Raw genomic sequence first — 20,365 nt, forward strand, 5'->3', positions numbered from 1 at the left:
TTGTCGGAGAAGCTACAATGCTGCGATCACCGCATCGCCCGCTTCCCGCGTGGTGGCCTTCCCACCGAGATCTGCTGTCCGCAGGCCAGCGGCGAGTGCCACCTCCACCGCCTTCTCGATACGGGCCGCTGCATCTCCGAGCCCCAGCGAATAGCGCAGCATCATCGCGGCGGAGAGGATCGTCGCCAGCGGGTTCGCGATCCCCTGCCCCGCAATATCGGGCGCCGAGCCGTGGATCGGTTCGTAAAGCCCCTTCCCGCCCTCGTCGAGCGAGGCCGAGGGCAGCATGCCGATCGACCCGGTGCACATGCTGGCAAGATCGGAGAGGATGTCGCCGAACAGGTTCCCCGTGACGATCGTGTCGAACTGCCCCGGATCCTTCACCAGCTGCATCGCGGCATTGTCGACATAGAGATGGCTGAGTTCGATGTCGGGATAGTCGGCCGAGATCTCGGTCACGACGTCGCGCCAGAGCTGCGAGGTTTCGAGCACATTCGCCTTGTCCACCGAACAGAGCCTGCCGCGCCGCGCCCGCGCCGTTTCGAACCCGGTCTTCGCGATCCGGCGCACCTCGCCCTCGTCGTACGACATGATGTCATAGCCCTGCCGCAGCCCGGCATCGGTCGCGCGCATCCCCTTCTCGCCGAAATAAACGTCGCCGTTGAGCTCACGCACGATCATCAGGTCGATGTTGCCGGCAATGTCGGCGCGCAATGCCGAGGCATCGGCGAGCGCGGGGATCGTCGCGGCGGGGCGCAGATTGGCGTAAAGGCCCAGCTCGGCGCGCAGCCCCAGGATCGCCTGTTCGGGCCGCAAATGGCGTTCCAGCGCGTCGCAATCGGGATCGCCGACGGCACCGAACAGGATCGCATCGGCGCGCTTCGCGAGGTCGAGCGTCGCTTCGGGCAGCGGATGCCCCACCGCCTTGAACGCGGCACCGCCAACAGGGGCTTCCTCGAAAACAAGCCCGCCGATCTCGAGCGTATCCAGCACGCGCACCGCCTCGGCGATCACTTCCGGTCCGATCCCGTCTCCGGGCAGCAATGCAACGAGCATTATTGTCATCTCCCGCTCAGGCCGCGCGTTTCAACCGCTCGACCAGCCGTGTCCGAGCCGCCATGACATCCTTGCGCCGCTCCGCCAACAGGTCGCGCGCGATAAAATGGCCGGTGATCGCCAGCCCCTGAAAGATCGCGTCCCAATCCTCGACCCGGCCGCCATCGCGCAGGAAACCGGGCAGCGGCAGCAGGGAGGCGGCATAGGCCGTGCCCTTCTCCCGGCTGACCGCGATGCCCGATTTCGGGCTGACCCAGGCGAGATCGCCGGAATCGCCATCGGCGGCGCAGCGGTTGAGATCGAGCCCGAAGCCGAGCTCCGACAGCAACAGCAATTCGTAGCGCACCAGCGCCGCCGCCCAGTCCCTTGCGCGCGGCGCCGCTTCGACCGCCGCCAGCACGCCGTCCAGCGCGTCGTAAAGCCGCGGATAGCCATGGCCTTCCGGCAATGTCGCCGCCGTCAGCGCGCAGCTCCATTCTATCGCCGCAGCGGCAAGCGGCTCTTCGAACAGGCCGCCCCGGCTGTGCACGAGATCGAGAGTCAGGCTGGCGAGTTGCTCATCGGTGCGCGCACGGAACTCGGCGTCGACGAGGTTGCCGGGCTGCAGCACCGGCCGCAGGCGCCGGGACCGGCCGCCGCGGACATAGCCGGCCATCAGCCCCTGTTCGGGCGTCATCAGTCGCGCGATCGTGCCATGCTCGCCATGGTGACGGAGCGCGCAGACGATGGCGGGGGTGCGGAATTGCATGGCGCATTCCCTACCCCACGCCGTTATTGCAGCGAAAGCTGGAATCTCCGGCTGGTCCTTGAGACCCCGTCATTGCGAGCGAAGCGAAGCGTCGCCTTGAGCTCCGCGCAATGCCGCCGAGAATTACCGCCGGATGGTCTTCGCTACCCGTTCGAGGCGCAGTGCCTTCACGCCACGCTTGGCCAGCGCCATCGACCCGTCGAAGCCTTTCAGCGAAGCTATCAGCGCGCGATGGCCGAATGTCGGTTTGAGGAGCAACAGGTCGACACAATCGACGCTGCCCGTCGCGAACTGGCGCTTGTGCTGCCCGTCGCCCTCGGTGAAGTCGAAACGGCGGAACCGGCCTTCTTCGATCACCTGCCGCATCGCTTCGATCTGCAGCACCGCGCCGGGCGAATATTTGGCGAAGGCCGGGTCATAGCCGAGATAGGCGTAAATCAGCGTGTCGCCGTCCGCCGGAGCGTAGAGATAGCTGACCGGCTCGCCATCGACGAACAGCAGCCACGCGCGCAGCTCGTCGCGCCCGGCAAGGCGCCGCATCTCGGCCTGCGCGTCGGCGCCATCGGGAAGGCCGGCGTCGAGAAGACGCTCCTGATAGGTCTTTTCCGATACCTGGCGCGCGAGATCGTAAAATTCGCTCATTTCGCCAAGCGTGCGATAGCAACGCAGATCGAGCATTCCGCCTGAGAGCTTCTCGAACTTGCGAACCTTGCGCCGCAATGTCGACCGGCTTTTGCCCGAAAACGTGGCCATATAGTCGTCGAAGCTGGCTGAGAGATCGGCATAGCGGCGGGCGTAGCGCTGGCGCTCCAACGGTAGCGCGCCGGGCATCTGCGCTTCGACCGCATCGCGCCGCGATACTGGAAGCGATGTCACGAGATAGCCGTGATCGCCAGGAGCGAGCGGCGGTAAAATGACCGCCTTGTCGCCAAGCGCGTCGCCGAGCGACAGGCCGATCCGCACCAGCCGCCGGCGCACGGCGAGCAGCGTCCGGGCACCCACCTGGAAGCGCAGGGGCTGCGGCAGCGCGGCGGTCACAGCGCCACCTTCTCCAGCATGTTCGCCGTTAATTGCTCGGCCATACGGTTGGCGACGGTGAAGAACGAGATGGGTACGGGGTGCGCGGGAATGTCGAGCGGGACGCGGTCGAGATCGGCGAAATGCGTGGTCTGCGCCTTGTCCGCGCGGCGGGCGAGCATGGCGCAGAGCCGATCGAACCGCGCCTTGATCAGGCGATTGGGCCGCTGCCCGTCGCGCGTCGCCAGTTCGAAACTGTGCCCGACGATCGTGAAGACCGGCAGGCGTTCCTTGATGGCATGATCGATGCCGGACCGCATTTCGCTCCGCGAGATCGCGCAGATCTGCGTGTGGCGAAGGCCGCCGCCCGGCACCCGCAATTGGGTCACGGGAATTTCGACGATGCCCTTTTCCTCGGCCGGCGTGATCTGGTGTTCGGGCAGATCGATTGCGCTCGGCCACGGCGCCTCGCAGCCATTGTGGCTGGTGTCATAGGTGAAGCCGAGATCGCGCAGCGCTCGTAGCGTGTCGGTGTTCGCCGCATAGCTGCCCGAGCGGAAAGCGACGGGCATCGGCGCACCGGCTTCGATGAGCCATTCGCGTGCCTGGGCGATGATTTCGCGCTGCTCGTCATAACCGAATTCGGTGAGTTCGAAGCGCATCTTTTCGGGATCGCTGTCATGCTTTGCGGCATCGAGCCACATGGGATGACAGTGTAGCTGCACGCCCTGCCCGCCTTCGAGCACGGTTTCGACCATGCGTTTGACCGGATCGAGCCCAAAAATCGCGGCCGGCATCGGATCGATGAAGAAACAGGCTTTGAGGCCGAATTCGCGGAGTTTTTCGAGCTGATAGCTCAGCCCGACCCCGCCCGGCTCGACACTGCGCGCGTAGTTGTCGCGCCAATCCGCCCCGGCGACATGATGCCGCCAGGTGAGCTCGGTATCGACAGTGATCAGCACGCGCGTCGCCATGCCAAGCGCATAGCCCGCGCCCGGATAAGATTGCGTAAACCGGCCGATAACGAAAAATCGTGCTTCAACCGCATCTTAAGCCATGATGACTATATCCGACGAAACGGGAGAAGATGTCGATGCTGATGCGGCAGGAATATGCGATTGCTGCGGATGATGAAGGTCGGCCTGCGCAGGGCTGGGCCGTTGCCGATGACGCGGCGCTTGCTGCGCTCGTCGACGCCGCCGCGCCTTTGCACGCCTTCCTGCGCCCCGCATGGTATCGCGCCGCCGCCTCCGACGTCACTTTCCACGTTTATGAGCGCGACGGCGAGCCGGTCGCCGCCTTTCCCATCGCGCCGCGCCGAATGGGCCCGCTGACGATCAATGAAGTGGCCGGTGCATATTGGCCCTTCCGCAGCGTGCCGATCCGCGAGGACGCCGGCGATGCGATACTTCTGGCGATGCTGTCCGGCAGCGATGCCCGCGCTGCGCTCGGCAAGGCGTGGCGCGTCGGCCCGATCCAGGGCAACGACCCGTCGATCGAGCGGTTGCTGCCGCTTGCCGCACCAGCCGGCTGGGCCGTTTTCAAGCGCACCATCTCGCACAGCTACGACATCGATGTCGCCGCCTTGCGGGCGAAGAAGGCATGGCCCAGCAAGTCGGCGATTCGCCAGTCGCGCAACTATGCCAATCGCCTCGGCCGGATCGGTGAGGTGAGTTATCGCAAGGTGACCGGCGCGGACTGGACGGCAGACGACCGCGATGCCCTAGCCCGGATCGAGGCCGAGAGCTGGCTCGCCGAGATCAGCGACGGCGCCGATACCAAGTTCCTCGATCCCGAACGCCGCAGGATGTGGGAGGACGCGGCGCGCGATCCGGTGCTCGCGCCACTGATGTTCGCGCATATCATGTATCTCGATGAAGCGCCGATCGCCTTCACCTTCGGGCTGGCGGTCGGCGATACACGCTACCAGATCGCGAACAATTTCAGCGAGAAATACAAGGAATACAGCCCCGGCCGGATCATCCTGACGTTCGATTTCGCCGATGCGGCGGAACGCGGCGTTCCGGTCATCGACTGGGGCGCCGGCGATGGCGGATACAAGGCGCGCTACGGCGCGAAAGCCGGGCCGGAAATCTGCGACCTGCTCTTCGTCGACGACGGAATTCTGGCGAGGATGGCCAGGCCTCTGCTGAAACGCCAGGGCTGGGAACTTATTTCCGATCGTTAACCTGACCGAGAGCGGCCGCACTTAGAGTGCTCGGCGTCAGGAGAAATTCCATGAAATTCGTGACCCTTCAATCGCGTGGCGGCAAGTATCTCGTCGTCGCGGACAATATCGCCTGGTTGCGCGAGGATGAGAACGGCCAGACCAAGGTCGGCATGGTCGGCGGGAGTCCGTTGCTGGTGGTCGGCAGCGTGGACGAAATTGCCGCTGCCGTGATGGGCGACTGAGCCTCAACCGCCAGCGTGGAAATGATCGTAGATCGTCCGCGCCATCGCCGTCGAAACGCCGGGCACCCGCTCGATATCGTCGAGGCCCGCCGCCCGAACCGCTTTCGCCGTGCCGAAATGCAGGAGCAGCGCACGTTTGCGCGCCGGGCCGATGCCGGGGATGGCGTCGAGCGGACTCGTGCCCATCGCCTTTGCGCGCTTCTTCCGGTGAGCGCCGATGGCGAAGCGATGCGCCTCGTCGCGGAGCCGCTGCAGGTAGAACAGCACGGCGTTGTTCGGCGGCAGCAGCCGCTCGCGGCCGTCGGGAAAGTGGAAATGCTCGCGCCCGGCATGGCGGTCAGGCCCCTTGGAGATGCCGATGATCGGCACGTCGCTGATCCCGAGCTCCTCCAGCGTATCGCAGACGCTGCTGACCTGCCCCTTGCCGCCGTCTATCAGGACGAGATCGGGCCATTCGCCCTTTTTGCGGTCGGGATCTTCCTTCTCGGCGCGTGCGAAGCGCCGCTTGAGCACCTCGCGCATCATTGCGAAATCATCGCCGGGTTCGGTCTCGGGGTTCTTGATGTTGAACTTGCGATAGTTGGATTTGCGGAAGCCCTCGGGCCCCGCGACCACCATCGCGCCGACCGCGTGCGCGCCCTGGACATGGCTGTTGTCGTAAATCTCGATCCGGTCCGGGATATCGTCGAGCTCGAACATCTCGGCCATTTCGCGCATGACCTTCGCCTGGGTCGAGCTTTCGGCGAGCCGCCTGTCGAGCGCCTCCTCGGCATTGCGCCGTGCCTGATCCATCATCTTGCGCTGGTCGCCGCGCTGCGGGATTTTCAACGTCACCTTGCGATTCGCTCGCTCGGCCAACGCCTCTTCGAGCAATTCGGTCTCGGGCAGTTCCCGATCCACAAGGACCAGCCGGGGCGGCGGCACCTCCTCGTAGAACTGCATCAAAAAGGCCTGCATTGCCACTTCTTCGGGCACGTCTTTCACATGCGATGGGAAGAAGCTGCGATGCCCCCAATTCTGCCCGCCCCGGATGAAGAAGGCCTGGATGCCGACCGTCCCGCCCTTCGCCGCCAGCGCGAAGACATCGGCATCGGTGACGTTCGCCGCCGTCAGCGCCTGGTTGCCCTGGATGAAGGTCAGCGATTTGAGCCGGTCGCGATAGACGGCGGCCATCTCGTAATCGAGATTCTCGGCCGCCTTTTCCATTTGCGCGCCGAGCTTCTGCTGGATCTTGATGCTCTTGCCCGAGAGGAACGCCTTGGCGTCGTCGACGAGCTCGTCATAGCCGTCCTCGTCGATCCGGCCGACGCACGGCGCCGAGCAGCGCTTGATCTGGTAGAGCAGGCACGGCCGCGAACGGTTCGAGAAGAAGCTGTCGGTGCAGCTACGCAGCAGAAACGTCTTCTGCAACGCGTTGATCGTCCGGTTGACCGAACCGGCGCTGGCGAACGGACCGTAATATTGCCCCTTGGCGCGCCGCGCGCCGCGATGCTTCATGATCCGCGGATAGTCGTGATCTTCGCGCAGCAATATGAACGGGAAGCTTTTGTCGTCGCGCAGCAGGACATTGTAGGGCGGGCGGTAGCGCTTGATGAGCTGCGCTTCGAGCAGCAGTGCCTCGGCCTCGGTGTTGGTCGTGACGATCGTCATCGTCCGCGTTTGCGCCACCATTCGCTGGAGCCGCTTCGGCAGCTGCGCGATTTGCGTATAGTTCGGCACGCGCGATTTCAGGCTCGCCGCCTTGCCGACATAGAGAACATCGCCCCGCGCATCGAGCATCCGGTAGACACCGGGCCGCTGCGGCAATGACTTCACCGTTTCCCTGATCGCCTCGACGCCCGCATCGAGATCGGGCGTGTCGGCCCCTTTGACGGTATAGGTCGCCTTGTCCTCGTTGAACCGCTCGGGCGCATTGGGGATATCGGGGCGGCCGGATTTCATGCGAACGATCTAGGCATTGGCGGCAAGGACGGCAAACGGCTAGCATGATCGTTCGAAACGCGCCGCGGAGTGAAAGATGAAATCGTCATACGCCCTCTCGCTTGCCTGTCTGTGCCTGGGGGCACCGCTCACCGCCCAAACCGTGACGGAAGACGGCGATCTGCCCACCGCGTTCGCCGCCGGCTGGCAGGGCGAGGATGTCTGCGAGCAACTGTTCGAAAATGACGAGATGCGGGTCGGACGCTGCACCTTTCCTCCGGGCATCGGGCATGAGCGGCATTTCCATCCACCGCATTGGGGCTATATTCTTCAAGGCAGCACGATGGAGATCACCGACGCGGAGGGCAGTGAAATCCGCGAAATGACCGCCGGCGCATCGTGGTGGAGCGACGGCATCGCCTGGCACGAAGCCGTCAATGTCGGCGATGAGACCGGGGTCTATCTGATCATCGAACCTAAAATGCACACCACCACAGTTCCGTAGGCCGGCGGCCCAACGAAAGCGGCCACCGGTTTCCCGGCGGCCGCGTTCATCTTCGGTAGGTTTGACCCGGGCCTAGTTGAGACGCGTGTCGAGCCCCGAAATCGTGCTGTCGATCAGCGCCTTGTCGGCGGCCGCATCGTGCTTCTGCTCGATGAGCCGGGCGGCGGCGGCGGTCGCCGCGGTGGCGGCCTTGGCACGGACTTCGGCGATCGCGCTGCGCTCGGCAGCGGCGATCTTGTCCTCGGCCAGCCGCTGGCGCCGTTCAACCAGCGCATCGGCATCCTTTTCGGCCTGCTCGACGATCTCACCAGCCTCGTCGCGCGCGCGCTGCAGCAGCGCGGCGGCTTCCTGATCCGCATTGGCGGTCTTGGCTTCGTACTCCGCCTTGAGCGCCTCGGCCTCGGCGCGTAGCTTGGCGGCCTCGTCGATTTCGCCGCGGATCTCGGCGATCCGCTTGTCCATCGCGGCGGCGATGATGCCGGGCACCTTCTTCCAGATCATGATCGCCAGCACGACGATCATCGCCAGTGCAACCCAGGCATTGGCGTCCAGATAGAAGGCGGTCGGCTCGGGATAATGGCCGGCTTCCTCGGTATGGCCAGCCGCTTCGCCGTGATCGTCGGCGGGAATGCCCATGTCTTCATGGACTTCCTGCTCAAGCTCGGCTTCGAGCGCGGGGTTTGCGTTAGCCATGGGCCATCTCCGCCTTCACCGCCGCTTCGGCTTCGGCAGCGGTCACATCGCGACCCGAAATGCGCGCGACGATATCGCGTGCCGCCTCGACGGCGACGCTTTCGATCTCCGCCAGCGCCGCGGCGCGAGACTTGGCGAGGCTCGCTTCGGCCTCGGCCAGCTTCGCGTCGAGCTTCTCATCGGCGGCGGCCAGGCGCTTTTCCGTATCGGCCGAGGCCTGGGACTTTGCTTCGACGGTCACCGAGTTCGCATTCGCACGCGCTTCGTTTATCTGCGTGCGATAGGTTTCCTCGATCTCGTCGGCCTTTTCATGCGCGGCATCGGCAGCGGCCACATCGTCGGTGATCCGCTTGGCGCGGGCATCGACGGTGCCCTGCACCTTGGGCAGGATCGCCCGGGCGATGCCGAAATAGATGATCGCGAGCACGACGAGCAGCGCGCCGATCTGCGACGCGTAGCTGACGAGGACTTGATCGATCTGAGGCATGAATCCGCTTTCCTTGTTCTTGTGCCGGTTCGGCAGGGCGCGGCGCCACGGCCGCGCCCGTCCAAACTAGAAGACGAACAGGATGAGCAGCGCGACGACGAACGCGATCAGGCCGAGCAGTTCGGCGGCCGCGAAGCCGATGAACAGGCGGCCCTGCTCGCCGTCGGCGGCGGCCGGGTTGCGCAGCGCGCCCTGGAGGAACGATCCGAAGACGTTGCCCACACCGGTGGCGGCGGCGCCGACACCGATCGCGGCAAGGCCCGCACCGATCATTTTTGCAGCTTCAAGTTCCATTGGAAAACTCCCTAGGTTGGATTGGGTATGAAATCAGGTTGAGACGAAAATCAGTGCAGATTGACGGCGTCGTTGATGTAGAGCGTCGACAACAGGGCAAAGACATAGGCCTGGATCGCGCAGACCAGGATTTCGAGCGCGCTGACGAAGAGCATCAGGGCGAAGCTAGGCACGGCAACGATGAGGCCGTAGGTCCAGCCCGCGTTGATGCCGTCGATGACGAACGAACCGAACAGCTTTAGCAGAATGTGACCCGCGGTCATGGCGATGAAGAGCCGGAGCGCGAGGCTGAACGGTCGCACGAGGAACGAGAACAGCTCGATGAAGAAGATCAGCGGGATCATCGGCGCGGGCGTGCCGTGCGGGATGAACAGCGTGAAGAATTTCAGCTTGTGCCGCCAGAAACCGACGATCAGCACGATCGAGAAGCTCATGATCGCCATCATGCCGGTGATGACGAAATGGCTGGTCACGGTGAACGGATGGCCGCCGACGATGCCGATCGGCACGAGGCCGAGCAGGTTGGCGAACAGGATGAACATGAAGATCGTGAAGATATAGGGGACATATTTCTTCCCCTCCGGACCGATCGTCGTCGATATCATATTGTCGACGAAGCCGGTTATCCCCTCCACGGCGAGCTGCCAGCGGCCCGGAACGAGCTCGCGGCGCATACCGCCCAGCATGAAGATCCAGAGCGCGGCGAGCGCGATCAGCATCCACAGGGTGGAGTTGGTAAAGGCGAAACTGCCTTCGCCAAGGGTCCCGAAAATCGGCTGCACCTCGAACTGGTGCATCGGATCGACTGCGCCGCCTTCAGCCACGTCTCTGTCCCGTCTCGCTCTAACTTAAGGAGCACCGCTAGCGCGGCGGCTCCTTGGAAATCCTGTAAATATTCCTGAAGGCGACGGCGAACCCGAGGAACACCAGAACCAACAGAAATATGGGCGAAGTGTCCAACCACCGGTCCAAGACCCAGCCGATCAAACCTCCGCCCAGCGGTGCCCCGATCAGTTCGGCGAGAATACGGTGCCCCTGGGAATATCCCTTGGCCGGCCCCTTATTCCGCTTGGCTGCGCGATCTTCTTCTGCGCGTCGTGCGGCCTGCAATCGCTTTTCCAGCGACTGGATCCGCGCATCTTCCGCGACAGGAGTATTTCGCCCGGTTTCGTCCTCCGCCATGTTCGTTTCCTTCGTCCCTTCGAATTCGCCGGGACGCCGGACACGCGCATGGAGGCGAGCGACCCCGCCAAGGCAGGTGCCGTTTAGGGACGGGGGTGACCCAAGTCAACCGAGTCGTCCCCGGCCGGAACAGGCTTATTGCATTGCGGAAAAGCTGGCGGTTGTTGCCGAAATATGGCAGCCGACAGCGATGGATAGAAGATTGTTTCGCGCCGCCTCGGGAGCGGTTTTCGCACTCACCGCAATGACAGCCTCCGTCCAGGCGCAGGAGGCTGATTCGGCGTCGATCTTCGATGTGGAGCGGACCGAAGGGTTCTACGAACATGATGGCTTCGGCTACACGCTGCCCGATGAAGTGGCGGAATTCCCGGGCCTCAATGAGCAGCTGACCGCCGAACGCGAACAGGCGCGCGCCGAATTCGACGATATGGTCACCGAGTTGCGCAGCGAAATGCCCGACAGCCCGATGCTCGATCATCTGGCGATGGACACCTATTGGGTCTCGCCCGGCCGCGCCGGGCGGCTGCTGAGCCTCGCCTCGACGACCTATATCTATGGCGGCGGCGCACATGGAAATACCGGCTATGGCGCGCGAATCTGGGACACGGCAGAAGATCACGCCGTCGATTTCGCCTATCTCTTCACCGATCGCTATGCCGCCTATGCGAACATCGATCGCGCCTATTGTGCGCAGCTTGCCGCGATGCAGGCCGATCGCGGCGTCGAGACCGACTACAGCTGGTGGAATGCCTGTCCGCTGCTCCACGAACAGGCGATCGCGCCGGGGAGCGGGTCAGGCGGTGCCTTCGACACGATCCATATCGTCGTCGCGCCCTATGTCGCAGGGCCTTACGTGGCGGGAAGTTTCGAAATATCGGTGCCGGTGACGCAGGCTCTGGTCGACCTGGTCAAGCCGGAATATCACGACGCGTTTGCGGCGGCGAATTAGGGTCTGACGCAACAAACCGTCATTGCGAGGAGCCAAAGGCGACGAAGCAATCCAGAGCAGCGAGCGTTATTCTCTGCGGCTCTGGATTGCTTCGCTGCGCTCGCAATGACGGTTTTTGACCGACTCGAATTCCGTCCAGTTCGCAGCGGCGAACCTCAGCAACCGGGAACGGAAACCCCACCGGCCCCGGCGGTCCGCCAGACGCCATCCTGGAGTTGATAGACGCGTCCCGCGGCAAGGCCCGAGATCACCGAGCATGCGGTTTCGGTCGCGACCTGCTGTCGCGTCACGCCGCGCTCTTCGGCGAGCCGCGTATAGGCCGAACGCCGGGCGAGATTGATCGCATCGACCTGGGCGCGCAATTCGGCCGAGGGGCTCTGCGCGAAGCCGAGATAGCCGGACATGGTCTCACCGACCACGCCCTGCGACACGGCCTGCTGAACGGCGGCGTTTTGCGCCTGCGCCATCGTAGCGACACCGCCGGCCATTGCTCCGGCCAGCGCGATCGCGGCTATGATCTTGCGTGTCTTGGTCATCGTCATTCTCGCTACTCTCTGGTCTCGATTATCACTCCGGGAACAGGTCCGGATTGTCCTCGATCAAATTCTGCACGTCTTCCTGCAAATTGACGTCGATCGTCTGCTGTACGTTTATGTTCAGTTCGATCACGATCGGATCTTCCGGGGTATTCACCTGCACGCATCCCGCCAGCGCAATCGCGCCAACCATCAGCGATAAAGCGAAAATCCGGGTCATCCCCGATGTCGTCGCATTGCTCTCCTTCATCGTCAATCTTGGTATCGTCATGGCAGATCGTCGCTTTCCTGACCCTGAACGGCCCGTTCGGCCCCGGTTTCTATTGTGGTTTCCCTGCGCTGCCGCCGTATCGCCTCGCCGACGAGAAAAGTGGGATCGTCGAGCAAACGGACCGAGTAGAACAGCCCCTGAAACGGCGCGCGCATCGTGATGTCGAAGCGCACCGGTATTTCCGCCAATTGGCGTGTCAGCCCGGCGACGAGGAAATTCTGGCCCTCGCGCGAGATACGCGGCGTGACGCCCGTGAAGTCGATCGACGTCACCATCTCGCCGTCGAGATCGCCGTCAAAGGTCAGCGTCATGATATCGTAGCGGACGAGTTCGAGCGCGTTGAACGCCAGCGTGCCGAGCAGGCCGAGATTCACGTCGCTGATCTCGCCTTCATAGCTGAACGCCCCGCCGGGCGGTCGCGAGCGCAGATAGCCGCCTTCGATCCGCGCGCCATCCCGATCGAACACGATCGGCAGTTCGCCGTCGAACAGGCCGGTGACGCCGATGCTTTGCAGATCCCGCTCTTCGACGAACTGGAAGGCGTCGATCCCGGTCAGGCGAAAATTCATGCGCCGCTCGCCATCCGCACCGAGATTGAGGACTGTCGGTTCCAGCACGATCTCGCCACCGGCAAAGGGCCAGCGCCCGCCTTCGATCCGTATCTGACTGCCGGAGAGGAACTGGAAGGCCATCTCGCCATCCTCGACGAGCACACCGGGATTGACCTCGCGCATCGTCGCTAGCTGATTGGGAGCGGTTTCGAGACCCAAGAGGTCGGTGAAATGCAGTTCTGTGTTGAGGCCGCGTACCGGGCCGAACGACGCGGCGAGATCGGTGTCGATGATGCGGTAGGTCCCCTCGCTCGTCACCCCCTCCGGCCCCCAGCGGATGACGCCGGTGCCTTCCACCAGTCCATCCACCTCGGCGACGATCCCGACGAGCAGGTCGGTGAGGTCGCGCGGATGCATCCGGTCGTTGAATTCCAGCCGTTCCGTCGCGAGTACCGCCTCGCCGCGCCCGCTGTTCAAATTGTGCGCCAGATCCACATCGGCGACGGTGACCTGCGTCTTGGGTTCGAGCAGCGCGCCCGTCAGCGTGACGCGATTGTCCGCCAGACGCAGCGCCAGATCGCGCGAGATCATCGGTTCGAACAATGGATCGGGCGCCGTGTGGGTGACCTCGCCGACGCCGTTCACGTCGAGCACGCCGCCCACGAAGCGCCAGTCGCCGCTGCTGTCGCCGATCCGGATCGGCACCGACGCCAGCTGCCCCGAAAGACCAGTATAACCCCCGTCGACTCCCCCCGCAACGAAATCGCCACCGAACGTCGCGATATCGAGCTGCGATTGTGCACCTTCCGGCCCCAGCCGCAGGGCGACGTTGCGCGCGTCGAACCGGGGATCCCCGAGCGGCAGTCGGAAATCCTCGGCACGCAGCGAAAGCGGCGTGCCGCCGAGCCGGCCGTTCAGGCGAAGATTGGCGAGCCGCGCCCCGCCGTCGATTCCGCGTCCCGGCACATAACGGAAGAACGATCCGCCCGAGAGCGGACAGAGCGGCAGGCTCGACGCGCCCACATCGAGGCTCGCGACCTGGAGCCGCGCAAAGCTGATCGGTTCGCACCCCTGCCCCACCGTCAGCGCGCCGCCGCGCCCGAGCGTCCCGTTGATCGGCAGCCGCAGCCGTTCGACCCGGCCGCCCGCCAGCGGGCCGGTCATTTCGACGCTGGTTGCGATTCGCGTGCCGCCGCCCGGCAATGCGGCAAAGCGGATCGGCCCCATGGCCAGCCTCGCGCCATTCGCCTCGACCGGCGCGATCCGCGCATAGCCGGATAGCGGCGCACCGGCGCGCTGCTGATCGAGGCTGACGAGCATTTCCGGAAAACCGCCGCCCGCCAGCCGCATCGTGCCGTCGAGCCGCAGCGGCGCCGAAGGCCAGCCGACCCGCACGCCATCTCCGTCGGCAATCAGCAAGCGCGCGCCGCTGTCGCTCCGCATCGTCAGATCGGAGACGCGCGCGGTACCGATGCCGTCGCGCAGGGCCAGGACAAGGCCGAAATCGGCATCGAAGGCGGAAACCGCGCGTCGCGTCGCAAGCGACAGGCGTTCGCCGACCGGCCCGAGCGGTGTGCCTTCCGCCTGCCGCAGCGTCTGGATCAGCCCGCCGATCCGTCGCGGTCCAATACGCGCCCCGGCGAGACGCACGTCATTGTCGAGCACGAAAATCCCGTCCTCGCGCAACCGGAAATGCGAGCGCGTTCGCGCCAACGCGGCGCGCGAATCCTCGAAACGGAGATTGCGGCTTTCGATGCGCGCGAAACCGGTCGTACCGCCATCGGCCGTACCGTCGAAATCGGCCCGCCCCGTCGACCGGCCGACAGCAACGTCACCCTGGCGCAACGCCGCGAACCGCAGCCGCCCGTCGCCGCCCCAGCGGTCGAACGCTTCGGAAAAGACCGCCTGCAGCGCGACTTCGGGCGCGGCGAGCTGGAGGCCACCGGCACCGCAATCGATCCGCCGGGCGCGCACCGGGCCGTCGATCGAAGGGCGGCGTGAATCGATGCGGACAGCCGCGTTTACCCGGACGCGCCGAATTCTGCAGTCCGAAACCGCCAGCCGCGGCGCGACTACGCCGATCCGGCCCGAAAAGCCGTCATGAAGCGGCCCTTCGCCATCGACGATCAGCGTCGCGGGGCCATAGGGCGTCCGCAGGAAGAGCTGCGCGTCGTGTAGCGTCACGTCTAGTTCGGGAAAGGCAAAGGGTTCGCCCGTCGGCTCGGGAAGCAGCCGGTCGACCTGGCCGAAGCGCACGCGCCCATCCTCGCCCAGTTCGCCGCGCAGCCGCACGCCATAGGCGACTATGCGTTCGATTTGCGGCGCCCCGAAGGTCAGCCGCACATGCAGTTCCGCCCAGGCGGCGGTGAGATCCGGATCGTCGGGATCGCCGATGACGACATTGGCGATCCGCTGCTGCGTCAGCCCGAATTCGGTGATTTCATATTCCGCCTCGACACCGCGGCTTGCGAGTTCGCGGTCGATGAAATCGCGCGCCAGCGGCTTGCGGAATGCCCAGGCCACCGCAAGCGCGATGAACAGCAGAAGCAGGAACCCGCCGAGCCACCGAAGCCATTGGCGGCGCCTCACCGGCGGCAATTCCTCGGCATCTTCCATGGACTTGCACTAGCGCGATTGATCGAACGCCGCCATCCCGATACCGCTGTGCCATGGCGGACCTTCCGACCGACGGCACCGGGCATCGCGACCGGCTGCGCCAGCGCCTCCTCGACGGCGGGCACGAAGCGCTGCACGAGCATGAGCTGGTGGAGTATCTGCTGGGACTCGCCATTCCGCGCCGCGACACCAAGCCGCTGGCAAAGAGGCTTATCAACGAGTTCGGAAGCTACGGCGCCTTGTTGTCCGCGCCTGCCGACGAATTGCGGCGCAAGACCAAGCTGTCTGACCGCTCGATTGCCGCTTTGATGATCGCCAAGGCGTCGGCGCTGCGCCTCTTGCAGTCCGAAATTGCCGGCCGGCCGGTGCTCGCCAACTGGCAGGCGCTGCTCGATTATCTCCACGCTGATATGGCGCACGAGCCGGTCGAGCGGGTCCGCGTGCTCCATCTCGACGCCAAGAATGTCCTCATCCGCGACCAGCTCGTCGCCGAAGGAACGATCGACCAGGCGGCAATCCATGTCCGCGAGATCATCCGCAAGGCGATCGACCTGCACGTCTCGGCCATGATCCTCGTCCACAACCACCCCTCGGGCGACCCTTCGCCGAGCCAGGCCGATATCCGGCTGACCCGGGAAGTCGCGGAGGCGGGCCGGCCGCTCGGCATCGCGGTGCACGATCATATCATCGTCGGCGCATCCGGCCATAACAGCCTCCGGAGCATGGGATTGCTCTGATCACGACAAAAAGGCGCCGCCCGAAACGGACGGCGCCTCTCGTCATGCTCCTCTTGTGTGTTACGCGGTCAGGAACGCGGTCAGCTCGGTCGATGAGATGCCGTTGCTCTGATCGGCATCGGTCTGCGCGAAGGCGGCTTCCGCCCAGGCGTCGATCTCGGTCTGGGTCATCGCTTCCTGCAACTGCTCGGTGAAAATGGGCAGAATCCAGCTCGCAAACTCGTTCTGCGAGAGTTCGCCATTGCCATCCGAATCATAGGTCGCGAACTCGGACGACACATAGGCCTCCACGGCGGCAGGATCGTTCGTCGCGGCTTCAGCCGTGGCCGAAGCATTGGCATCCGGCGTCATCGGCTCTGGCGGAGTTGCCGGCGTCGCAGCCATGGGCTCGGCCGCATCCATCGGCTCGGCAGCCATCGGATCGACCGGATCGGCCTCTTCCAGCGGGCCGCCCTGGCCATCAGAGTCCTGCTGAGGCTCGTTTTCCACCAATTCCGGGCCGTCGGCATCCGTCTCGATCTCGGCCTCCATGGTCGTGTCGCCGCTATCCGTGGTCACCCGGGTGTCCGCATCCACGCTCGCGGCCGGATCGGGCATACTGGTTTCGACATCGGTACGGGCATCCACTCCGACAGCGTCTTCCATTGGAGCGTCGACCGATGCATCGACGGCGGTTTCACTTTCGAAGACCGGCTCGGCCATCGGCGTATCGGGCCCGTCCTGGGCCACAGTCGGGGCGGCGATGGCGAGCGCACTCGCACAAGCTAAAAACTTCAACATTTTCAATCTCCTGTCTCTGGCCGGGGGAAGCCGGCAGGCATGGTGTTCAACATGTACGGGGGGTCGTGGTTCCTCCGGCATGGCCAGTTGATCGCGAACGACTCGCGACTCGTCCGCCATGCGTGGCAAAACCGGGACAGAATGCACGGAAGGGCGGAAAACAGGGCAATTTGTCGCACCGGTCGCCTGCTGCTAGATGCCGCGCTCCGCCCGACGAAAGGACCAAGTCCCCGATGATCCCGCGCTATGCCCGCCCGGAAATGACCGCGCTTTGGGAACCCGAAGCGAAGTTTCGCATCTGGTTTGAGATCGAGGCCCATGCGACGCAGGCGCTGGCGGACCGGGGCGTCGTCCCGGAAAGCGCAGCCAAGGCGCTGTGGGACTGGTGGGCGACCGGTCCGACAATCGACGTCGCCGCGATCGACGCCATCGAAGCGGTGACGAAGCACGACGTCATCGCCTTCCTGACCTGGGTGGCCGAACAGGTCGGCCACGAAGCCCGCTTCATGCATCAGGGGATGACGTCGAGCGACGTTCTGGACACCTGCCTCGCGGTGCAGCTGACCCGCGCCGCCGATATCCTGCTGTCCGATCTAGACGCGCTGCTCGAAGCAATCGAGCGCCGCGCGCACGAACACAAGATGACGCCGACCATCGGCCGCAGCCACGGCATCCATGCCGAACCCGTCACCTTCGGCCTGAAAATGGCGGAGGCCTATGCCGAATTCGCGCGCAACAAGGCGCGGCTCGAAGCGGCCCGCGCCGATATCGCCACCTGCGCGATTTCGGGCGCGGTGGGCACCTTCGCCAATATCGATCCCGAGGTGGAAGCCTATGTCGCCGACAAGCTCGGCCTGACGCCCGAACCCGTCTCGACCCAGGTCATTCCGCGCGACCGCCATGCGATGTTCTTCGCGACGCTCGGCGTCATTGCTTCGTCGATCGAGCGATTGGCGACCGAGGTTCGTCATCTCCAGCGTACCGAAGTTCTCGAGGCCGAAGAATATTTCTCGCCCGGTCAGAAGGGCTCCTCGGCGATGCCACACAAGCGTAACCCGGTGCTGACCGAGAACCTGACCGGGCTTGCCCGCATGGTTCGGAGCGCCGCGATCCCGGCGATGGAGAATGTCGCGCTGTGGCACGAACGCGATATCTCGCACAGTTCGGTCGAGCGCTATATCGGCCCCGATGCGACGATCACGCTCGATTTCGCGCTCGCGCGGCTGACCGGCGTCGTCGACAAGCTGCTCGTCTATCCCGAGCGGATGCAGAAGAATCTCGACCGGATGGGCGGCCTCGTCCATTCGCAGCGCGTGCTGCTCGCCCTCACCCAGGCGGGTGTCAGCCGCGAAGACGCCTATCGCCTCGTCCAGCGCAACGCGATGAAGGTGTGGGAATCGGACGGCGAACTGTCGCTGCTCGAATTGCTGAAGGCCGATAAGGAGGTCACGGCGGCGCTGTCACCGGAGCAGATCGAGGAAAAGTTCGACCTCGATTATCACCTCAAACATGTCGACACGATCTTCGCGCGGGTGTTCGGCGGCTAGCTGTCGGGTCGGCGCTTTCAGGAGATACCGAAAATTCCAGCCTTCGCTGGAATGACGATTGCCTGGGATTGTCTCTATTCCCCGAACATCGTCTTGAGCTTGGAGAAGAAGCCCGCGCTTTCGGGGCATTCCTCGCCGGTTTCGGTCTCGCGGAATTCGGCGAGCAATTCCTTCTGCCGCGCCGAAAGCTTGGTCGGCGTCTCGACGTCGAATTGGACGACGAGGTCGCCATGCCCCCTGCCCTGTAGCACGGGCATGCCAGCGCCGCGCTTGCGGAGTTGCTTGCCCGATTGCATGCCGGCGGGAATCCTGAATTCGTGCACTTCGCCGTCGAGGCCCGGAACCTCGATCTCGCCACCGAGCGCGGCAGTGGTGAAGGAGATCGGGCAGCGCGCGGCGAGCGTCGTGCCTTCGCGCTGGAACAGTTCGTGCCGCGCGACATGGACGAAGATGTAGAGATCGCCCGACGGCCCGCCACGCGCACCGGCTTCGCCCTCGCCCGACACGCGGATGCGCGTGCCCTGGTCGACGCCGGGCGGGATGTTCACCTCGAGCGACTTGGTCGTGTCGACGCGTCCCTCGCCCCGGCAATCGAGACAGGGTTCCGCGATCACCTGACCCATGCCGTGGCATTGCGGGCAGGTGCGTTCGATCATGAAGAAGCCCTGCTGCGCGCGGACCTTGCCATGGCCGTTACAGGTGCCGCACGTCTGGGCGCCGGTGCCGGGCTTGGCGCCCGATCCCTCGCACGTCTCGCAAGTCTGGGTGACGTCGAGCGTCAGTTCGGCGGTCTTGCCGTGATAGGCTTCTTCCAGCGTGATCTCATAATCGTAGCGCAGGTCCGCGCCGCGCCGGACATCGCCGCCCCGGCCTCGTCCGCGACCGCCCATCTGGTCGCCGAAAAAGCTTTCGAAAATATCGGAAAAGGCATCGAAGCCCTGCGCGCCGGCATGGCCACCACCGCCGCCGCCATTCTGGAAGGCGGCATGGCCGAAGCGATCGTACGCCGCGCGCTTCTGCGGGTCCTTCAGGCAGTCATAGGCCTCGTTGCAGGCCTTGAACTTCGCCTCGGCTTCGGGATCGCCGGGATTGCGGTCCGGATGATGTTCCATGGCGAGCTTGCGATAGGCGGACTTGATCGTCGATCCGTCCGCGTCGCGCGACACGCCCAGCTGTTCGTAATAGTCGACTTGCGTCGTCACAACGGCATTACCCCTCCATGACTATGGCGCCATCCCGCCTTCGCAACGGGACGGCGCCATGCCATGTTACGCCTTGTTGTCTTCGTCGACTTCGGAGAATTCGGCGTCGACGACATCTTCGTCGTTCGCCGTCTCGTCGCCTTGGGCCTCGCCGCTTTCGGCGGCGCCGGCCTCGGCCTGCTGGCTCTCATAGATCTTCTGACCCAGCTGCATCGCGGCCTGGGCGAGCTCTTCCGACTTGGTCTTCATCGTCTCGGAATCGCCGCCTTCGATCGCCGTCTTGGTTTCGGCGATCTTGGCTTCGATGTCGGACTTGGTCGCATCGTCGATCTTGTCGCCATGCTCGTTGAGCTGCTGTTCGGTCGAATGGACGAGGCTTTCGGCCTGGTTCTTGGCCTCGGCGCCTTCGCGCTTCTTCTTGTCCTCTTCGGCGAACTGCTCGGCTTCCTGGACCATCTTCTCGATATCGGCCTCTTCGAGACCGCCCGAGGCCTGGATCTTGATCTGCTGTTCCTTGCCGGTGCCCTTGTCCTTGGCACTGACGTTGACGATGCCATTGGCATCGATGTCGAACGTGACCTCGATCTGCGGCACGCCGCGCGGCGCAGCAGGGATACCGACGAGATCGAACTGGCCGAGCATCTTGTTGTCGGCCGCCATTTCGCGCTCGCCCTGGAAGACGCGGATCGTCACCGCGTTCTGGTTGTCCTCGGCGGTCGAATAGGTCTGCGTCTTCTTCGTCGGGATCGTCGTGTTGCGATCGATCATCCGCGTGAAGACGCCGCCCAGCGTTTCGATACCGAGCGACAGCGGGGTCACGTCGAGCAGCAGCACGTCCTTGACGTCGCCCTGCAGCACGCCG

Annotated in this window: 22 protein-coding genes; 6 read left to right on the plus strand and 16 right to left on the minus strand. The window is 64.5% G+C overall.

Annotation, left to right across the window (positions count from 1 at the left end; all coding sequences use genetic code 11):
* Positions 1-12: 12 nt before the first annotated feature.
* From leuB to Q0139_RS09880, 4 genes are all read right to left on the minus strand, one after another.
* Positions 13-1,056: a 3-isopropylmalate dehydrogenase gene (gene leuB / locus Q0139_RS09865; protein ID WP_298020907.1), complete on the minus strand. Its 1,044-nt coding sequence runs from the start codon at positions 1,054-1,056 to the stop codon at positions 13-15.
* 16 nt (positions 1,057-1,072) lie between these two features.
* On the minus strand, positions 1,073-1,804 hold the full coding sequence (gene recO, locus Q0139_RS09870) for a DNA repair protein RecO (protein ID WP_298020910.1): 732 nt from the start codon (positions 1,802-1,804) through the stop codon (positions 1,073-1,075).
* Positions 1,805-1,927: 123 nt separating this feature from the next.
* Entirely contained in the window at positions 1,928-2,842 is a 915-nt protein-coding gene (locus tag Q0139_RS09875; RefSeq protein ID WP_298020913.1) for a GNAT family N-acetyltransferase, read from the minus strand.
* Positions 2,839-3,795, minus strand: coding sequence for a polysaccharide deacetylase (locus Q0139_RS09880; protein WP_298020916.1), 957 nt, complete (start codon positions 3,793-3,795; stop codon positions 2,839-2,841). Before Q0139_RS09880 ends, Q0139_RS09875 begins: the two co-directional genes overlap by 4 nt.
* Before the next feature lie 113 nt (positions 3,796-3,908).
* Here Q0139_RS09880 and Q0139_RS09885 point away from each other — a divergent pair, with 113 nt between their 5' ends.
* Positions 3,909-5,009, plus strand: a complete 1,101-nt coding sequence (locus Q0139_RS09885; protein WP_298020919.1) for a GNAT family N-acetyltransferase — start codon at positions 3,909-3,911, stop codon at positions 5,007-5,009.
* 50 nt (positions 5,010-5,059) lie between these two features.
* Positions 5,060-5,233, plus strand: a complete 174-nt coding sequence (locus Q0139_RS09890; RefSeq protein ID WP_298020922.1) for a hypothetical protein — start codon at positions 5,060-5,062, stop codon at positions 5,231-5,233.
* 3 nt (positions 5,234-5,236) lie between these two features.
* Here Q0139_RS09890 and uvrC read toward each other — a convergent pair whose 3' ends face one another.
* The gene (gene uvrC / locus Q0139_RS09895; RefSeq protein ID WP_298020925.1) at positions 5,237-7,174 is read right to left on the minus strand and encodes an excinuclease ABC subunit UvrC; all 1,938 of its coding nucleotides are present in this window, start codon (positions 7,172-7,174) and stop codon (positions 5,237-5,239) included.
* A gap of 76 nt (positions 7,175-7,250) precedes the next feature.
* Between uvrC and Q0139_RS09900 the strand changes: the two genes are divergently transcribed.
* Positions 7,251-7,658, plus strand: a complete 408-nt coding sequence (locus tag Q0139_RS09900) for a cupin domain-containing protein (RefSeq protein WP_298020928.1) — start codon at positions 7,251-7,253, stop codon at positions 7,656-7,658.
* 72 nt (positions 7,659-7,730) lie between these two features.
* Here Q0139_RS09900 and Q0139_RS09905 read toward each other — a convergent pair whose 3' ends face one another.
* From Q0139_RS09905 to Q0139_RS09925, 5 genes are all read right to left on the minus strand, one after another.
* A complete protein-coding gene (locus Q0139_RS09905; RefSeq protein ID WP_298020930.1) occupies positions 7,731-8,351 on the minus strand; it encodes a F0F1 ATP synthase subunit B in 621 nt (206 codons plus the stop codon).
* Positions 8,344-8,838: an ATPase gene (locus tag Q0139_RS09910; RefSeq protein ID WP_298020932.1), complete on the minus strand. Its 495-nt coding sequence runs from the start codon at positions 8,836-8,838 to the stop codon at positions 8,344-8,346. Before Q0139_RS09910 ends, Q0139_RS09905 begins: the two co-directional genes overlap by 8 nt.
* Before the next feature lie 66 nt (positions 8,839-8,904).
* Entirely contained in the window at positions 8,905-9,132 is a 228-nt protein-coding gene (locus Q0139_RS09915; protein WP_298020935.1) for a F0F1 ATP synthase subunit C, read from the minus strand.
* Between the two features lie 50 nt (positions 9,133-9,182).
* On the minus strand, positions 9,183-9,929 hold the full coding sequence (locus tag Q0139_RS09920; RefSeq protein ID WP_298020976.1) for a F0F1 ATP synthase subunit A: 747 nt from the start codon (positions 9,927-9,929) through the stop codon (positions 9,183-9,185).
* 64 nt (positions 9,930-9,993) lie between these two features.
* Positions 9,994-10,314: an AtpZ/AtpI family protein gene (locus Q0139_RS09925; protein ID WP_298020937.1), complete on the minus strand. Its 321-nt coding sequence runs from the start codon at positions 10,312-10,314 to the stop codon at positions 9,994-9,996.
* Positions 10,315-10,558: 244 nt separating this feature from the next.
* Here Q0139_RS09925 and Q0139_RS09930 point away from each other — a divergent pair, with 244 nt between their 5' ends.
* Positions 10,559-11,263, plus strand: a complete 705-nt coding sequence (locus tag Q0139_RS09930) for a hypothetical protein (RefSeq protein ID WP_298020940.1) — start codon at positions 10,559-10,561, stop codon at positions 11,261-11,263.
* Positions 11,264-11,418: 155 nt separating this feature from the next.
* Here the strand turns inward: Q0139_RS09930 and Q0139_RS09935 are convergent, their stop codons facing one another.
* The 3 genes from Q0139_RS09935 to Q0139_RS09945 are packed head-to-tail and all read right to left on the minus strand — an operon-like array spanning position 11,419 to position 15,237.
* Positions 11,419-11,805: a YdbL family protein gene (locus tag Q0139_RS09935; protein WP_298020943.1), complete on the minus strand. Its 387-nt coding sequence runs from the start codon at positions 11,803-11,805 to the stop codon at positions 11,419-11,421.
* Positions 11,806-11,830: 25 nt separating this feature from the next.
* Positions 11,831-12,070, minus strand: coding sequence for a YnbE family lipoprotein (locus tag Q0139_RS09940; RefSeq protein ID WP_367180740.1), 240 nt, complete (start codon positions 12,068-12,070; stop codon positions 11,831-11,833).
* On the minus strand, positions 12,067-15,237 hold the full coding sequence (locus tag Q0139_RS09945) for a YdbH domain-containing protein (protein ID WP_298020947.1): 3,171 nt from the start codon (positions 15,235-15,237) through the stop codon (positions 12,067-12,069). The genes Q0139_RS09940 and Q0139_RS09945 overlap by 4 nt, the downstream gene beginning before the upstream one ends.
* A 53-nt stretch (positions 15,238-15,290) precedes the next feature.
* Between Q0139_RS09945 and radC the strand changes: the two genes are divergently transcribed.
* Positions 15,291-15,974 (plus strand): DNA repair protein RadC, encoded by a 684-nt coding sequence (radC, locus tag Q0139_RS09950; protein ID WP_298020950.1) that lies wholly within the window; start codon positions 15,291-15,293, stop codon positions 15,972-15,974.
* 60 nt (positions 15,975-16,034) lie between these two features.
* Here radC and Q0139_RS09955 read toward each other — a convergent pair whose 3' ends face one another.
* Positions 16,035-16,754: a hypothetical protein gene (locus Q0139_RS09955; protein WP_298020954.1), complete on the minus strand. Its 720-nt coding sequence runs from the start codon at positions 16,752-16,754 to the stop codon at positions 16,035-16,037.
* A gap of 233 nt (positions 16,755-16,987) precedes the next feature.
* Here Q0139_RS09955 and purB point away from each other — a divergent pair, with 233 nt between their 5' ends.
* Positions 16,988-18,301: an adenylosuccinate lyase gene (gene purB, locus Q0139_RS09960; protein WP_298020958.1), complete on the plus strand. Its 1,314-nt coding sequence runs from the start codon at positions 16,988-16,990 to the stop codon at positions 18,299-18,301.
* 74 nt (positions 18,302-18,375) lie between these two features.
* On the opposite strand, the gene dnaJ is transcribed toward purB, so the two are convergent.
* Positions 18,376-19,503 carry a molecular chaperone DnaJ gene (dnaJ, locus tag Q0139_RS09965; protein WP_298020964.1) on the minus strand — a complete coding sequence of 376 codons (1,128 nt, stop codon included), beginning with the start codon at positions 19,501-19,503 and terminating at the stop codon, positions 18,376-18,378.
* Positions 19,504-19,569: 66 nt separating this feature from the next.
* Positions 19,570-20,365: Hsp70 family protein (locus Q0139_RS09970; protein WP_298020966.1), on the minus strand; the 796-nt coding region annotated here is incomplete at its 5' end.

Origin of the sequence: uncultured Parasphingopyxis sp., from assembly GCF_937129435.1 — a bacterium.
GTDB lineage: Bacteria > Pseudomonadota > Alphaproteobacteria > Sphingomonadales > Sphingomonadaceae > Parasphingopyxis.

What these genes read in the sequence shown, in the direction of transcription:
- leuB (WP_298020907.1), bottom strand. Translation starts at nt 1,056, where the DNA reads ATGCTCGTTGCATTGCTGCCCGGAGACGGGATCGGACCGGAAGTGATC.
- Q0139_RS09940 (WP_367180740.1), bottom strand. Translation starts at nt 12,070, where the DNA reads ATGACGATACCAAGATTGACGATGAAGGAGAGCAATGCGACGACATCG.
- Q0139_RS09885 (WP_298020919.1), top strand. Translation starts at nt 3,909, where the DNA reads ATGTCGATGCTGATGCGGCAGGAATATGCGATTGCTGCGGATGATGAA.
- Q0139_RS09890 (WP_298020922.1), top strand. Translation starts at nt 5,060, where the DNA reads ATGAAATTCGTGACCCTTCAATCGCGTGGCGGCAAGTATCTCGTCGTC.
- purB (WP_298020958.1), top strand. Translation starts at nt 16,988, where the DNA reads ATGATCCCGCGCTATGCCCGCCCGGAAATGACCGCGCTTTGGGAACCC.
- Q0139_RS09880 (WP_298020916.1), bottom strand. Translation starts at nt 3,795, where the DNA reads ATGGCGACGCGCGTGCTGATCACTGTCGATACCGAGCTCACCTGGCGG.
- radC (WP_298020950.1), top strand. Translation starts at nt 15,291, where the DNA reads ATGGCGGACCTTCCGACCGACGGCACCGGGCATCGCGACCGGCTGCGC.
- Q0139_RS09900 (WP_298020928.1), top strand. Translation starts at nt 7,251, where the DNA reads ATGAAATCGTCATACGCCCTCTCGCTTGCCTGTCTGTGCCTGGGGGCA.
- Q0139_RS09905 (WP_298020930.1), bottom strand. Translation starts at nt 8,351, where the DNA reads ATGGCTAACGCAAACCCCGCGCTCGAAGCCGAGCTTGAGCAGGAAGTC.
- Q0139_RS09930 (WP_298020940.1), top strand. Translation starts at nt 10,559, where the DNA reads ATGACAGCCTCCGTCCAGGCGCAGGAGGCTGATTCGGCGTCGATCTTC.
- uvrC (WP_298020925.1), bottom strand. Translation starts at nt 7,174, where the DNA reads ATGAAATCCGGCCGCCCCGATATCCCCAATGCGCCCGAGCGGTTCAAC.
- Q0139_RS09925 (WP_298020937.1), bottom strand. Translation starts at nt 10,314, where the DNA reads ATGGCGGAGGACGAAACCGGGCGAAATACTCCTGTCGCGGAAGATGCG.
- Q0139_RS09920 (WP_298020976.1), bottom strand. Translation starts at nt 9,929, where the DNA reads ATGCACCAGTTCGAGGTGCAGCCGATTTTCGGGACCCTTGGCGAAGGC.
- recO (WP_298020910.1), bottom strand. Translation starts at nt 1,804, where the DNA reads ATGCAATTCCGCACCCCCGCCATCGTCTGCGCGCTCCGTCACCATGGC.
- Q0139_RS09915 (WP_298020935.1), bottom strand. Translation starts at nt 9,132, where the DNA reads ATGGAACTTGAAGCTGCAAAAATGATCGGTGCGGGCCTTGCCGCGATC.
- Q0139_RS09955 (WP_298020954.1), bottom strand. Translation starts at nt 16,754, where the DNA reads ATGTTGAAGTTTTTAGCTTGTGCGAGTGCGCTCGCCATCGCCGCCCCG.
- Q0139_RS09910 (WP_298020932.1), bottom strand. Translation starts at nt 8,838, where the DNA reads ATGCCTCAGATCGATCAAGTCCTCGTCAGCTACGCGTCGCAGATCGGC.
- Q0139_RS09945 (WP_298020947.1), bottom strand. Translation starts at nt 15,237, where the DNA reads ATGGAAGATGCCGAGGAATTGCCGCCGGTGAGGCGCCGCCAATGGCTT.
- Q0139_RS09935 (WP_298020943.1), bottom strand. Translation starts at nt 11,805, where the DNA reads ATGACGATGACCAAGACACGCAAGATCATAGCCGCGATCGCGCTGGCC.